This is a genomic window from Exiguobacterium sp. SH0S7 (assembly GCF_004337195.1).
Taxonomy (GTDB): Bacteria; Bacillota; Bacilli; order Exiguobacteriales; family Exiguobacteriaceae; genus Exiguobacterium; species Exiguobacterium aurantiacum_A.
In genome coordinates this window covers 214,523-229,028 of record NZ_SJVA01000001.1, presented here as the reverse complement: position 1 = coordinate 229,028, position 14,506 = coordinate 214,523, and the positions used below count along the sequence as shown (strand labels likewise).

Here is a 14,506-nt window from a genome sequence, read left to right as displayed (position 1 = left end):
TGTGACAATACAACTATACGTTTGGCTGGGTTTCATCGTCATCAGCCTGTTGCTAGGTGTAAGATTGAATCAGTTGAAAGAGCCAGAACCAAATTTTTTCGCGAAATTCTTATTCTACTCGTTACTCGGAATTGTTTCGTTTCCGATCGGCGGGTTTCATATCCCAATCGGATTTCTGATGTCATTCTTGTTCTTTCCGAAACGAAACAGCCGGTATAAATGGTACGGGGCGCTCGTCGGCTTCTTCTTCTTTATCGTTTTACTGTTCGTACCTTTGTTCGACCAATCTGAATTCCGGGCCGAATCTCAACAAATCGGGCCGGTGTCGGTGCAAGACGAGTCGTTCGACCGGATGACAGATACGATTTTACGCCGGATCAACGGCGAGGTGATCAAGCTCGATCGCAGCAAGATGATTGTCGACCGGGACGGTGAACTGCAATCACTCGAGTATTTGCTCATGGTCGAACGCAACAGCTCGTTCCAGCAAATCCGCATCAACTATGACGACTCAGGGGAACTTGAATATCGTCAAGTCGATGAGATGAACAAAAGTTCCGGTCGAGCCTTTTTCGAGAAGCTCGTCGACTTCGAACACGTGATCGAAGCCGTACGGGGGACAGCGTGGGAAGACTTTGCCAAACAAGTCGAGGCACCGCTCTTGCAGCTCTCATTTGACGGACTGTACGACATGTACACGTTCGAGAACGAAGCGATGCTCATGATCAACCGGGACGGACGAATCGTCAAATTCTGGCTTCAGCGGGAACCCGTGCTCGCCAACAGTATTCAATTGACCGGTTTGACCCGTGAAGGCAGAACAACAGGCGAAAAATATACGATTCTTTACAACTACTCCATCCACCAACGAGAGGATTTGACGGATCAATGAAAAAATTGCTCATCATGGGTATGATGATACCTTTATTGGCAGCTTGTGCTGGAGAAGAGACATCGAACGGACAAAGTGAGTCTTGTGACGTCGAACCGACGATTTCCGTTTACGACGCGTCGACAGAAGAGACGTTGTACCATGAGAAAAGTGTCTGCCTAGAGGATGGCTCGACAGTGCTCGATGCCCTCAAGGCGACAGAATTGCCGATTGATTCGGTCGGAAGCGGGGAGATGACCTACGTCACGGCAATCGACGGGATTCAAGAAAAATCGGCCGGTCAGTCATCTGGTTGGGTGTACGCCTTTAACGGAAGCCCTGGCGATGAAGGGGCGGCTGCGAAAGAAGTCGAGTCCACCGACATCATCCAATGGCGGTTTGAAGAAGATGCGATTTCTTTCTTCGAATGAGGCGGATTGGGAGCGTAGACATGCTGTCACGCTCCTTTTCTTTCTACTCGTCCATCTGTACGTCTTGATCCATGTGAACGGTTCGTTAAGTCTGCTCGCCGGGCTGGTCTTGTTGTTACTGTTGGAGCGGCGCTTTCCCGTCGCGATGCTCGGTCTGCTCGTCGCGTTCGCGCTGATCTCGCTCGCACCGATCTTGCTCCAGTGGGACGTCTCCATCCGTGCGCTCAGCGACCAAATTGTCCGCTTGGCGACGTTTTTATTCGGAATGGTTTGGGCGAGCCGTTTCATGCGATTAGAACGGCTATTGCCGCTCTTGCGACGCTTTCCGCAATCGACCCGGTTGCTGTACGGCGCTTGGGCGCTCGTCCCGTCGATGGAACGGGCCATCCGTTTGTCGCTTCGCAGTCACCAGCGACAAGACTGGCGAGAAGCGATCGTCGTCGGGATTGACAGCCAGCGCCGTGAACCCGTTTACGCGTTGCCGCGCTTACGTCCATTCCAAGGTGATGATCTCGTTCATCTGTTCATCTTGTTTAGTTGTTTTGTGGCGGCGCTTAAGTGGTCACCACTCATCTGGTTGCTTTACCCGTATTTGACGAAAGGAGGTGTGCGAGATGCGTTGGTTATCCTCAGAGCACGGACGTCAGCCAATTGAGGAGTGGGTCGCTTCAGAGCGGGCCCACATCGTCAATCTCGATGACCCGCTCGCTGGTTCGGTCGCCTCACTGCTCGCCGGTGATGATGCGATGCGCGGCGCCGAACTGGCAGCTCTCTTGCAAATCGATCATCTGTCCAAAAAACGATTTGATGAATGCTCGAGCGGAGAACAACAACTCGTTCGAATCGCTCACGTGCTCGGCGAAAATCCCGATGCGCTCGTTCTCATCGAGCCGTTCCGTTATCTCGATCGATTCCGAAGCGAACACTTGTCGATGCTGCTTCGGCGGCTAGGACAGCTCGGGATTAGCGTCGCTTATACGGACCGGTCGCGTGAAGGCGGTGCAACACATGCGTTCACGGTCGTAAAGTCGTCTAGTGAAGCATCGATTAACGTCAAAGACGTGTCCTATCGCCATCCGTTGCAACCCGCCTACGCGGTCGAACACGTGTCGTACCGGTCTGACGGACCAGGGTTAACGGTGTGCATCGGGACGAACGGCAGTGGCAAGTCGACACTCCTAGAACTGATGGCGAAGAGTCTGCGTCCGCTATACGGGAAAGTGAAGTTATCAGAGCGGCCGCTCTATCTTCCGGCAGACCCCGAGTACGGGCCGTTCCCAAAATCGTTGAATCGACGGGTCGAACAGTTGCAGGCGGTACTCGCGTCCACGTCGTCACTCATCGTCCTCGACGAGCCGACGGTCGGACTGTCGGAGAACGAACGAGACGCCTTCGTTGCGGCAATCGTACAAAAAGCCGAGACGGCGCGTATTTTATGTGCGACCCACGATGAACGCTTGATTGCGGCGGCAGGTCATGTCTTATGTATGGCGAGCGGAGCGGTCGTTTTTGACGGCACGCGCGAACAGTACATGGATCGGAGTGCGTTATGGTCACTTACGTCCTCGCCCTCATAATCGCGTTCGCACTCTTGTCGAAGTTTGAGCGGACGAAGTCACCTATTTCTGTATTGACGCAGCTTCTTGCGCTCGCCGTCATCGGGCGGTGGCTTTTCATGGCGATCCCGAACGTGCAACCGACGACCGCACTATTGATGCTGACCGCGCTCTATTTTGGATGGACGAGTGCAGGCATGCTCGCTTTATTCGTCCCGATTTTATCTGGGCTTTTACTCGGCCTTGGTCCGTTCGTTTTGTACCAGTTTCTCGGTTGGCTGCTCGTGATCACGCTCGTTTACTTGTTACGACCGGTCTTGTTGCGGTCGCGACTATTACTTTGGTCAATTGGTCTCGGCTCTGGTTTTTTATTCGGCTGGACGGCGAACTTGTCGTTCGCGGAAGTGATTGGAGCCGACTTTATCAAATTGCTCATCCTTAGCTTGCCGTTCGATTTGGCGCATGGAATCGCAAACGTCTTCTTTTTGATCGTCCTACATGATTTATTCGTTCGCATATTTGTCCGAGAAGACGGGTAAAAATGAGTACTACTCGAGTGAGGTGGTTGAGCATGGGCGGATACGTCAATATGTATGAGATCGGTTTGTTCCTCTTCATCGGACTATTGTTTATGGCCGTCAATATCTTACTGATGTCGCGTCGGCTCATTCAGACACGATACGCGATGTTGAGCATCCTCGCTTCTAGCGTCTGGCCGGCACTGATGATCGTCTTATCCGTTCAAGACGTCAATCTTCTCGAGGAGCTACGAGCCCGAACGGTCACACTTGAAGCCGTGTTCGCCTGGTCTCTCGTCGTCACGACGGCGCTCATGACGGTGATACCAGCTTTTATCTTCATTCGACGTCTGATTCAGCTGTCACGCCATGGCGGCTGATTCCTTATACTAAAAAAGCAGAGCGACTCAAACGTTTGAGTCGCTCTGCTTTTTTAGGTTCAAGATGTCGGGAGCTGTTCGACCGAGGCATCTGTCGGTTTTTGGAAGCGACGTAAAATTTCGAGACTGACCGCTCGCGGCATAATTTTCGCGAGTCCGACGAGCGCTTGGTTCGACAAGCCCGGGATGATGACCCGTTTATTTTTCATAACGCCCTTATAACCAAAGAAAGCGACGAGATGAGACGGCATTTTCGATACCATCATTTCACTGCCGGCCCGGTTAAAGAAACCGGTGTCGGTCGGACCCGGGCAAAGGACGCTGACGTTTACGCCTGTGCCTTTCGTCTCGGCATGGAGCGCTTCTGTGAGTGATAAGACGTACGCTTTTGTCGCGTAATAGACGGCCATATACGGTCCCGGCTGGAATGCGGCGACAGAGGCGACGTTTAGGACGTAGCCGTGATTGTGGGCGACCATGTCAGGCAAGTACGCTTTCGTCAACTCGGTCAAGGCGTTGACGTTCAACCTGACCTCTTCAGCCTCGGTTTCCGCATCGAGTTCGATAAACTCGCCGGCCGTACCGAAACCAGCGTTATTGATTAAAAAATCGACCGTGAGCCCGGCGTCGTCAATCGCGTTCGTCAACCGTTTCACGGCGTTGTGTTCAGATAAGTCGAGGGCGAACACGTGCACGTTAATCGTGTATCGTTTTTCAAGTACTTTTTTGAGTTCATGTAACCGTGGCTCGTTACGAGCTACGAGAATACAGTCGAATCCATCTCGGGCCGCTAAGACGGCGAGGTCTAGACCGATGCCTGTCGAGGCACCGGTAATCAAGGCTGTTTTTGTCAAAATCGTCCACTCCTTCAATTAAAAAAGTCATACATTGTTACTGATTTCTTCACTAGTTGTTAAATTCCTGCTTCGTCGACACGGTTGAACGTGTGCTAAAGTATATCAAGAATATGTGATTAGACTCACAAAGTCAGGAGAAAAAACAGATGATGATTCAGCTAGTTACTACAGCACAAAGCGTCGAACAAGCAGAGGCGCTGATCATGGCGGGGACAGACCGTCTATATATCGGAGAGTCGACGTTTGGTTTACGCCATAAAGGTGACTGGTCGCTTCCGGCTGTGAGAGAAGTCACAGCGCTCGCCCGTCGTTACGGCAAAGAAGTGACGGTTGCCGTCAATAATTTGATGCATAACAATCAAATCGAGGCGTTGCCGGATTATTTACACGCGCTCAAGCAAATCGGGATCGACAGTGTGACGGCGGGCGATCCAGGTGCGATCCGCTTGATCCGTAATGCCAATATCCCCTATTGGTACGATGCTCAAACGCTCGTCACGTCGGCGCGACACATTCAATTTTGGGGTAAGCGCGACGCCATCGGGGCGGTCGCGGCCCGTGAAGTGACACTGACCGAACTCGGGATGATTCAACAGCAGATCGGGCTCCCCGTCGAGGTTCAAGTGTACGGACCAACATGTATCCATCACTCGAAACGACCGCTATTGACGAACTATTTCAATGAGATCGGTCGGTCGAGACGGGACGCGGAAGCGCGCGAGTACTATATGAGCGAACCGTCTGATGCGGACAGTCGCTATCCCGTCTACCAAGACGACAATGGGACGCACGTCTTCTCCGAAGATTTGACGCTCATGGGTCAATTGCCGGTGCTCTTAAAAGGCGGACTGCATACGTGGAAACTCGATGGGTGGCATGCCGGGGATGCGTTCGTCGACATCGTCCGTCTGTTCGACAAAGCCCGGTCGGATTTGTTGAATGGCCAGTTCGACCGCACGCTCATGGAACGGCGTCTCGCCGAACTCCAACCTGAACAATTCCGGCTTGGGACCGGACTGCTGTTAAGAAATCCAGAAGAGATCAAGTGAGGGGATCAAGATGAAAAAACGTCCAGAACTACTAGCTCCGGCAGGAAACTTAGAAAAATTAAAGATGGCGATTCTTTACGGGGCCGATGCGGTCTTTATCGGTGGTCAACAGTTCGGGCTCCGCTCGCGGGCCGGCAACTTCGGATACGAGGAGATGACTGAAGGCGTCGCATTCGCGCACGAGCGCGGGGCGAAAGTGTATGTCGCCGCGAACATGGTGACCCATGAAGGGGATATCGATGGCGCGGGCGATTTCTTCTGTCGACTCCGTGACATCGGCATCGACGCCGTCATCGTCTCGGACCCGGCCATGATCGAGGTCTGTCTCACGGACGCGCCCGGTCTTCCGGTCCATTTGTCGACCCAGGCGTCGGCGACAAACTACGAGACGCTCCGTTTTTGGCAAGAGGAAGGACTAGAGCGAATCGTTCTCGCCCGTGAAGTGTCGATGGAAGAAATCAAAGAGATGAAGCGTCAAGTCGACGTCGAGATCGAGGCGTTCGTCCATGGCGCAATGTGTATCTCCTACTCGGGACGTTGCACGCTGTCGAACCATATGGCGCTCCGCGATGCGAACCGCGGCGGCTGTGCCCAGTCGTGCCGCTGGAAATACGGCTTCTTCGAGGCGGATGAGTTGTTGACAGACGACATGGCAGCGCGCGATGAGGAACCGTTCTCGATGAGTTCGGTCGATCTTGCGATGGTCCGGCACATACCCGATTTGGTCGATGCCGGCGTCGATAGCTTGAAAGTCGAGGGACGGATGAAGTCGATCCATTACGTGGCGACCGTCTGTAACGTCTATCGTCAAGTCATCGACGCCTACTGCGAGGATCCTGAAGGATTCGTCTTCGACCCGGCATGGGAAGAAGAGATTTGGAAAGCGGCGCAACGGGAGCTCGCGAGCGGCTTCTATTACGGCATCCCGACCGAGAACGAGCAATTGTTCGGCAAACCGCGCGCCATCCCGCAATATGCGTTCGCAGCGCGCGTCATCTCGTATGAAGCGTCGACAGGCATGGCGACGCTCGAGCAGCGTAACCATTTCCGCCGCGGAGAAGAAGTCGAATTCTTTGGTCCCGGATTCGTCCGCTTCACGCAACGGATCGACGAGTTGTTCGATGAGACCGGGATGCCGCTCGAGACGGCGAACCAGGCGATGATGACGGTACGCGTCAAAGTCGACCAACCTGTCGCGACCGACTTCATCATGCGAAAACGAAAAGTGGCAGCAGTGAAAGTTCCCGCTTCGAGTGCCCGTTGACACATCCGTCAAGGCAACATAGTCGACCGTTCCATCCAATCTTGCTACCCTATTAACATATACGAAAAAGGGGATGGAAGGATGAATCAGAACACGGAGCAACTCCGGACCGATCCGATCGGACGCCTGCTGTTCAAGCTGTCGCTGCCGGCGATGATCGGTATGCTGGTGACAGCGCTCTATAATATAATTGACACGATTTTCGTCTCGCGTGGCATCGGCCCTGCTGCCGTGGCCGCGATCGGGATCGCGTTCCCGATTCAAATGATTCTAATGGCCGTCTCGAGTGCGGTCGGTCTCGGTGGGGCCTCAATCAGTTCGCGGAAACTCGGCAAAGGAGATGACGCCGGTGCCGCCGTCACGTTCATGAACGTGCTCGTGCTCGTTGGCGTGTTCGCCGCGTTCGCGGTCAGTTCGGCCATCTTCATGCTCGATTCGATCTTGACTGTGTTCGGGGCGACGTCGGAGATCATGGAATTGAGTCGTCAATACTTATCGGTCACACTGATCAGTTCGCCGTTCTTCATGTTCACGCTCGCGGCGAGCGCGATGGTGCGGGCCGAAGGACAGGCACCTTATCAGATGAAAGTGATGCTCACGACCGTCGTCGTCAACTTGGTGACGACGCCGCTGTTCATCTTCACGTTCGGATGGGGCATTTACGGGGCGGCCTGGTCGACGGCGCTCGCTCAAGTCGTCGGGTCGGTGCTCATGTTACGCTTCTTCTTCGCAAAAAATCGCCGGACCGAGCTCGACTTCCAATGGCGGAAGTTTCGGCTCCGGTTCGGCGAGTTGAAGGAGATTATGGCAATCGGGTCATCTTCGTTCGTCATGATGGTGTCGCAATCGATCTTGTTCGTCTTCGTCAACATCATGCTCGGGACGTATGGTGGGACCCAAGAATTGGCCACGTTCGCCATTTTGAATAAGTTCATGGCGCTCGTCGGGATGCCGATCATGGGCATCGTCCAAGGCATGCAACCGATAGTCGGCTATAACTTCGGGGCGCGACAGTTCGAGCGGATGCGCGAGACGATTTGGACGGCGCTACGGGCCGGAATCGCGATTGCGGTCTTCATCTGGCTGACGCTCCAGCTTTTCCCGGAACCGCTCATGCGCATGTTCACGTCCGACGCGAACTTGATTGCTGAAGGGGTGACGGCGATTCATGTCTTATTCGCTGTCTCGTTCTTAACAAGCGTCCAAATGCTTGTCAACGGCATCTATCAATCACTCGGGAAAGCCCGGGTCGCGATGTTCTTGTCGTTGTCTCGACAGACGCTCTTTACGATTCCGCTCGTGTTTATCTTACCGAACTTCTTCGGTGTGTTTGGTGTTTGGCTCGCCTTCCCGATCGCCGACGGCTTGACCTTCCTGACAGCGGTCGGCATGGCGATTTGGGACCGGAAACTGCTATTCCGTCCGTCAGAAGACGAGGTAGAAGCGAAAGCGACCAATTTATGAAACGACGTCCGTTCTTGTTGAACGGGCGTCTTCTTTTAGGAACAAGTAAATCCCACCGAGAAGGACGGCCGCGCCGATCCATTGCATCACGCCGAGCCGTTCCTCGAAGAAGACGAAGCCAAATAGCATGCCCCAGAGCGCCTCGCCGAGGATGGTGATGCTGACGACGGTCGCGCTGACGCGGGCGAGGGCGTAGTTGAACAAGTTATGGCCGAGGAGCGTCGGGAAGAAAGCGAGGGCGATGAAATACCACCAATTCACCGCTTCGAAGCCGACGAACGTCGTGTCCCGAACGAGCAACATGAAACCGAGAACGAACGTGGCGACGAGATAGACGCTGAACGAGTAGTCGTTCGTCTTCATCTCGGTCCGAATGTGTTGACCGACGAGCCAGTAACCGGCGATCAACAAGGCGGCGACAAGCGCGAGCAAATCCCCGTAGAGCGCGTCGCGACCGATTTGGATATCACCGGCCGCGACGAGCATGCCGCCGAGGACGGCGACGAGTGCAAACGCCAAACCTATTCGGGTCGGATGTTTTTTAAAGAACAGGGCGTTCCCGATAAGGACGAAAATCGGGCTCGACGTCACGAACAACGTCGAACTCGCGACGGTCGTGTAGTCGAGCGATAAAAACCAGAGCCAGAAATGGAAGGCGAGGAGCGTCCCGCTGAGCAAGATCGCGTAGCGGGTGTTCGAGCGTAACGATAAGAGCGAGCGGTAATCGAGAAACGGCAATAACATGAGGCTTGAGAACAGCATGCGGTAGAATGCGGCCGTCTCTGCCGGAGCGGACGTCCATTTGACGAACAAGACGCTTGTCGACAGGAAAAAGACGGCGGCAAATAAAATTAAATAAGACAACAGGCATCCCCCTTTGGTTTTGTACATATTCCTCTAATGATATAATGAAACATACGAAAAAAAACATTATTTTTCGGAAGTGTCCGTTCCGACGAGATCGTTCGAACGACAACGAAAGTAGGGATCACATGAGACTAATCATTGCGGAGAAACCGTCGCAGGCACAAAAGCTGGCGGCGCCGTATCCATCAAAAAAGAGAAAAGACGAGATTGAAATCGCGGCATGCCCTCGTTTCCCGGAAGGTGCCATCGTCGTCTGGGCAGTCGGGCACTTATGTGAACTCCAAGAGCCGTCCCATTACCGCCCGGAGTGGAAGTCTTGGAAGTATGAATCACTTCCGATTGTCCCAGACCGGTTCGACTATCGCATCTCGAAGGGCAAGTCGAAGCCGTTCCAGACAATCAAAAAATGGCTCCACGACCGCTCGATCACGGACGTCATCATCGCTTCTGACGCCGAGCGGGAAGGGGAGGCGATCGTTCGCCTCATCTTGAGGCTCGCGGGCAACAAAAAACCGCTCGAGCGCTTATGGATCTCGAGTTTGACCGAGCAGGCGGTCGATCGCGGTTTCGCCCAGCTGTTGCCTGGTGACCAGACGATTCCGTATTACCACGAGGCGATGAGCCGCGCCTGTGCCGACTGGCTCGTCGGCATGAACGCATCAAGAGCGTATACGACGCTGTTAAAGACGATCGGGATTGAAGACGTATTCTCGCTCGGACGCGTCCAGACGCCGACGCTCGCCTTGATCGTCAATCGGGAGCGTGAGATCAAACAGTTCGTCCCGGAGCTTTATTTCGAGGTCGAAGCGACGCTCCAAAAAGGACGGGGCACGTTCAAAGCGAAATATACGCTCGGCAAGACGACGAAGTTGAAGACGCGTGAACAAGCTGACGCGGTCGTCGACCGATCGACCGGAACGGCGGTCGTACGGTCGATTGATAAGGAAGACAAGACGGAACACCCACCGTTCTGGTTCAGCTTATCGGGTCTCCAGGCCGAGGCCGGCAAACGCTTTGGTTTCGGGGCGAAGAAGACGCTCGATATCGCCCAGAAGCTGTACACGAAAGGGTGGATCAGTTATCCACGGACCGATTCCAGTTTCGTGACGCCGGACGAGGCAACGCTGTTCCCCCAAACGAAAGCACGGCTGTTGAAGTCTGCGGCATATGCTGGACTCGCTGACGTGTTGACCGAGAACCCGTCCCGGAACAGCCGCTACGTCAACGCGAAAAAAGTGAGCGATCACTATGCGATCATTCCGACCGAAGCGTGCGGCGATGTGGGTCGACTCAGCGGGGATGAGGCGAAGCTGTATGACTTGATCAACCGCCGCTTTCTCGCAGCGTTCGCCCCCCCGGCCAAACTTGAGAAGACGACCGTCGACTTGATGGACGGGGAAGACTTATACCGGGCAAAAGGGACGGTCGTTGTCAGCCCCGGGTACCGTCAAGTCGTCGAGATGAAGTCAAAAGACGTCGAGCTTCCGGTGCTGACAACCGGTGAGCCGTTGACTGAAAAGAAAGTCGAAGTGTTATCGAAACAGACAGAGCCTCCAAAACGGTATACGGAAGGCGCGCTCATCATGGCGATGAAAGTCGCCGGGAAACAGCTCGACGACGAGGAACTGATCCATATCATGAAAGAAGTCGAGGGGCTCGGCACGGAAGCGACTCGGGCGAACATAATCGACGGCTTGAAGAAGCGGGGTTATGTTGAACTTCAAAAGAAAGAGCTCGTTCCGACCGATAAAGGTCGTCTTTTGATCGATGTGCTCGGCGACAGCATTCTCGCCTCGCCGGCCATGACCGCGAAATGGGAGAAGCGGCTCCATGAGATCGGACAGGCGTCTGCGTCTGCGGCCGAATTCATCGACCAGGCGAAAAAGATGTCGATTCATCTCGTCGAAGAAGCCAAAGCGAGAGTCGCGGCGGCGAATCCGGAAGGCTATACGATTGAACCGAGACGATTCGGGAAGAAATCTGCCTCGCGGCCAAAAGCGTCGTTTGGCGTCTGTCCGAGCTGTGGAAAAGGACTCGTCGAGCATCCGAAGTTCATCGGTTGCAGCGGCTACCGCGAAGGGTGCAAATTCACCGTGTCAAAACAAGTGCTCGGCGTCGGACTCGCGAAAGATGAACTGAAACAGATGATCAACGGCGGGCAGTCAAATGTTCATGCGTTCAAAAAAGGCGATAAGACGTTTGATGCCACGCTCTACCTTGAAAAAGGGGCGCTCCGTTTCGAATTCAAATAAAAATAGAGCCATCCGTCGTGGATGGCTCTATTTGTCCTGCTGATCTTGTTCGGTGATGCGGCGATTGATCTCATCGTAATCGAGGACGATGTCGTCTTTGTTGTCTTTGTAGGCGTATCCTTTTTGGATGACGACGACAGAGGCGACCAAGACGAGTAAAATAATCAATCCGCTCACGGCAAATATCCATCCCATAGCGCATTCCTCGCTTTCTTTCTTTTAGTATGACAAAAATCTGAGACGTTCTCCATGTTTGAGTCTCTCACAACTGTTACAGGTTTGAAATGGTTGGTCTCTTGATTAGATATGATACAATAACGTATAGAAGAACACTGACAGAGAAGGTAGGGATGACTATGGCGATTTTGATTGTCGACGACGAACCGGTCAATACGATGGTTCTCGAACAATTATTGCATCAACACGATTATGAGACGGTCTCGGTCTCAAGTGGTGAAGATGCTCTCGCGCTCCTCATGGACCCGCAAGCCCCGTCGCTGTATGACCTCGTCCTGCTCGATGTCGAGATGCCGGGCATCTCAGGGATTGAAACGTGCAAACGGATTCGACAAATGACAGGATATGAAGAACTGCCGGTAATCATGGTGTCGGGCCGGACCGAAGAGAAGCAAATTGCCGAAGGGCTAGACGCTGAAGCGTCCGACTATACGACGAAACCGATCAAGATCACCGAACTCCTCGCCCGGATTCGCTCGGCGCTTCGTTACAAAGCGGCCGTCGATGAACGGAAAAAATATGAGGCGCGTCTCCAATATGACCTGGATTTGGCCCAAAAGATTCAGCAGAGCGCACTGACCCCACCAATCAGTAGCGCGGAAATCGATATGAGGGCGCTGTACCTGCCATCTAAAAAATTGGCGGGTGACATGTACGCCTGGTTCCAAGTCGCGCCTGATCGTTACGGCGTCATCATCTTCGACGTGATGGGTCACGGTGTGTCTTCAGCCTTGATCACGATGGGAATCCGCTCGATCTTGCCGGGCCTTGTCGCCAACGTCCAGTACCCGGTCGACGTCATGACCGAACTGAACCGACAGATGACGTTCCTGTTTTCAGGCGACGATATGCAAAGTTATTTCACGGCCGTCTATTGTTACATCGATACGACGAATCAACGCATCGAGTACGTCAATGCCGGCCATCCGCCTGTGATCGTGACGTCTCCGGAAGGGATGACTCGTCTCGAGACGACTGGAGTGCCGGTCGGCATGTTCGAGGAACCGAACTATGAATCCAAAGAAATCAAGATCACGCCAGGTATGGTCCTGCATATGTATACGGACGGACTGATGGAATGTTACAGCAAAGACATCGATGACGGCATCCGTTGGCTTGAAAAAGACATCGCCACGTACGGCTTAGATTATTCCCGTCACGTTGCCGAACGGCTCGTCCCGAAAATCGAGATTGACGACGACTTGTGCCTCGTCACGGTAAAGCTTACTTAAACGACAAAAGGATGAGACCGTCGCTCGTGACGATTTCATCCTTTTGTCTAGAAATAACGTTTCCGCCATAAAATATAAAAGGCGAGACTCGAAAAACCGACCATCATGGCAAGTGCGAACACGAAACCGATTGATTGTCCTTCCCATGGGACTTGGACGTTCATCCCAAAAATCCCGGAAATCATCGTCGGAATACTGAGCACGATCGTGATCGACGCCAAGAACTTCATGACGAAGTTGACGTTGTTCGAGATGATCGACCCGAACGCATCCATCTTAATGCTGATGATGTCGTTATAAATCGAGGCCATCTCCATCGCCTGACGATGCTCGACGAATACGTCTTCTAACAGGTCTTCGTCCTCTTCATGCTTCTCAAGACTCGGCGTCTTGACGATGCGGTCGAGGACGCTGTCATTCGCTTTGAGCGATGTCATGAAGTAGACGAGCGACTTCTGTAAGTTCATCAACTGGAAAATTTCCTGATTTCGCATCGAACGTTGAAGTTCTTGCTCTAGCTCTTCCATTCGCCGGTCGATCTGGCGGAGGAACCGCAAGTACGTCATGCTGACTCGGTGCAAAATCTGGAAGACGAACCGGCTGCGATAGTTTGTCCGGAACAAGCGGGCTTTGCCGTTAGCGAACAAGTTGAGTACATCGAGGTCACGCGAACAGACGGTGATGAAATGTCGTCCCGTGACGATGATACCGAGTGGGATCGTATTATAGGCACGTCCCGTATCGTCTTCTTCGACGTATGGAACGTCAATGATCATGAGCAGGCCTTCATCATCTTTCTCAAAACGCGGCTTTTCTTCAATATCAAGTGGGTCGTACACGAAGTCTTCAGGAATGCCGGAGGCGGCAATGACTTGATCGGCCTCGTCTTTCGTCGGATTGACGAGTTGGATCCAGCTTCCTTTGTCAAAGTCTTCGATCTCGTGCACACGACCAGATGCGTCGGTACGGTAAATCGTTAGCATAATCTTCCTCCTACCTTAGCTCAACTTTATTATAGGTAGGCGAGTAGGAGAGTGCAATCGCAAAGAAGGAGATTTTTTGTTTTCTCTCGAAAACATACTACAGTGAGTTAGAATGTCAGAAGGAATGAGTAGAAGGAGGGATGGAGGTGACTCAAACACCCCAAAACGCTCTGTTTAACGAAGAGAAATTAGCAGAGCTCCATCAAATCGCAAGTGGAAATAAAGATTTTCTGAAAAAGATTGCAGAGACGTACGTCGCGCAGTTCGAGGCGAAGTTTCCTGAATTAAAGCGCGTAGTCGAGACGAAAGATCATGAACAAATCGAACAACTCGCCCACTTGTTAAAGGGCGCTTCTTATTCGGTCGGACTCGACGAGACGGCGTCGCATTTCCAACAACTTGAACTCGCCGGTGAGACGAACGAGGTCGAGAACCTTGAACCGGTGCTTGAAGACATCGAGCGTCAAATGAAACGGTTCGCTGTCGAGTGGGACGCCTATTTCAATCGATTGGTGTAATGAAAGAGGGGCCGCAATTTTGCGGCC

Annotated in this window: 16 protein-coding genes; 12 read left to right on the top strand and 4 right to left on the bottom strand. The window is 53.2% G+C overall.

What is annotated here, in order from left to right:
- Position 1 precedes the first annotated feature (1 nt).
- Genes EVJ22_RS01225 through EVJ22_RS01200 form a run of 6 tightly spaced genes read left to right on the top strand, consistent with a single transcriptional unit; the run spans position 2 to position 3,756 of the window.
- A complete protein-coding gene (locus tag EVJ22_RS01225) occupies positions 2-892 on the top strand; it encodes a hypothetical protein (RefSeq protein WP_071397691.1) in 891 nt (296 codons plus the stop codon).
- 14 nt (positions 893-906) lie between these two features.
- Positions 907-1,302: a DUF4430 domain-containing protein gene (locus tag EVJ22_RS01220; RefSeq protein WP_233589555.1), complete on the top strand. Its 396-nt coding sequence runs from the start codon at positions 907-909 to the stop codon at positions 1,300-1,302.
- Positions 1,280-1,957, top strand: a complete 678-nt coding sequence (locus EVJ22_RS01215; RefSeq protein WP_071397689.1) for a hypothetical protein — start codon at positions 1,280-1,282, stop codon at positions 1,955-1,957. Before EVJ22_RS01220 ends, EVJ22_RS01215 begins: the two co-directional genes overlap by 23 nt.
- Positions 1,917-2,879, top strand: a complete 963-nt coding sequence (locus tag EVJ22_RS01210) for an ATP-binding cassette domain-containing protein (protein ID WP_071397688.1) — start codon at positions 1,917-1,919, stop codon at positions 2,877-2,879. The genes EVJ22_RS01215 and EVJ22_RS01210 overlap by 41 nt, the downstream gene beginning before the upstream one ends.
- Positions 2,852-3,397: a hypothetical protein gene (locus EVJ22_RS01205; RefSeq protein WP_071397687.1), complete on the top strand. Its 546-nt coding sequence runs from the start codon at positions 2,852-2,854 to the stop codon at positions 3,395-3,397. Before EVJ22_RS01210 ends, EVJ22_RS01205 begins: the two co-directional genes overlap by 28 nt.
- Before the next feature lie 32 nt (positions 3,398-3,429).
- Positions 3,430-3,756, top strand: a complete 327-nt coding sequence (locus EVJ22_RS01200) for a hypothetical protein (RefSeq protein ID WP_071397686.1) — start codon at positions 3,430-3,432, stop codon at positions 3,754-3,756.
- Between the two features lie 59 nt (positions 3,757-3,815).
- On the opposite strand, the gene EVJ22_RS01195 is transcribed toward EVJ22_RS01200, so the two are convergent.
- A complete protein-coding gene (locus tag EVJ22_RS01195) occupies positions 3,816-4,610 on the bottom strand; it encodes an SDR family NAD(P)-dependent oxidoreductase (protein ID WP_233589554.1) in 795 nt (264 codons plus the stop codon).
- A 149-nt stretch (positions 4,611-4,759) separates the two neighbouring features.
- Between EVJ22_RS01195 and EVJ22_RS01190 the strand changes: the two genes are divergently transcribed.
- The 3 genes from EVJ22_RS01190 to EVJ22_RS01180 all read left to right on the top strand — a co-directional run bounded on the left by EVJ22_RS01190 (position 4,760) and on the right by EVJ22_RS01180 (position 8,390).
- A complete protein-coding gene (locus tag EVJ22_RS01190) occupies positions 4,760-5,662 on the top strand; it encodes a peptidase U32 family protein (RefSeq protein ID WP_131442933.1) in 903 nt (300 codons plus the stop codon).
- 10 nt (positions 5,663-5,672) lie between these two features.
- A complete protein-coding gene (locus tag EVJ22_RS01185; protein WP_131442931.1) occupies positions 5,673-6,926 on the top strand; it encodes a peptidase U32 family protein in 1,254 nt (417 codons plus the stop codon).
- 81 nt (positions 6,927-7,007) lie between these two features.
- Positions 7,008-8,390, top strand: a complete 1,383-nt coding sequence (locus EVJ22_RS01180) for an MATE family efflux transporter (RefSeq protein WP_131442929.1) — start codon at positions 7,008-7,010, stop codon at positions 8,388-8,390.
- Here EVJ22_RS01180 and EVJ22_RS01175 read toward each other — a convergent pair.
- Positions 8,385-9,254 carry a DMT family transporter gene (locus EVJ22_RS01175; protein ID WP_233589553.1) on the bottom strand — a complete coding sequence of 290 codons (870 nt, stop codon included), beginning with the start codon at positions 9,252-9,254 and terminating at the stop codon, positions 8,385-8,387. The two genes, EVJ22_RS01180 and EVJ22_RS01175, sit on opposite strands and share 6 nt — an antisense overlap.
- A gap of 128 nt (positions 9,255-9,382) precedes the next feature.
- Between EVJ22_RS01175 and EVJ22_RS01170 the strand changes: the two genes are divergently transcribed.
- Positions 9,383-11,509 (top strand): DNA topoisomerase III, encoded by a 2,127-nt coding sequence (locus EVJ22_RS01170; protein WP_131442925.1) that lies wholly within the window; start codon positions 9,383-9,385, stop codon positions 11,507-11,509.
- 27 nt (positions 11,510-11,536) lie between these two features.
- Here EVJ22_RS01170 and ytzI read toward each other — a convergent pair whose 3' ends face one another.
- Entirely contained in the window at positions 11,537-11,704 is a 168-nt protein-coding gene (ytzI, locus tag EVJ22_RS01165; protein ID WP_131439801.1) for a YtzI protein, read from the bottom strand.
- 161 nt (positions 11,705-11,865) lie between these two features.
- On the opposite strand from ytzI, the gene EVJ22_RS01160 reads away from it, so the two are divergent.
- On the top strand, positions 11,866-12,978 hold the full coding sequence (locus EVJ22_RS01160) for a PP2C family protein-serine/threonine phosphatase (RefSeq protein ID WP_071397679.1): 1,113 nt from the start codon (positions 11,866-11,868) through the stop codon (positions 12,976-12,978).
- A gap of 47 nt (positions 12,979-13,025) precedes the next feature.
- On the opposite strand, the gene EVJ22_RS01155 is transcribed toward EVJ22_RS01160, so the two are convergent.
- On the bottom strand, positions 13,026-13,961 hold the full coding sequence (locus EVJ22_RS01155) for a magnesium transporter CorA family protein (protein ID WP_071397678.1): 936 nt from the start codon (positions 13,959-13,961) through the stop codon (positions 13,026-13,028).
- Positions 13,962-14,101: 140 nt separating this feature from the next.
- Between EVJ22_RS01155 and EVJ22_RS01150 the strand changes: the two genes are divergently transcribed.
- The gene (locus EVJ22_RS01150; protein ID WP_071397677.1) at positions 14,102-14,479 is read left to right on the top strand and encodes an Hpt domain-containing protein; all 378 of its coding nucleotides are present in this window, start codon (positions 14,102-14,104) and stop codon (positions 14,477-14,479) included.
- Positions 14,480-14,506 lie beyond the last annotated feature (27 nt).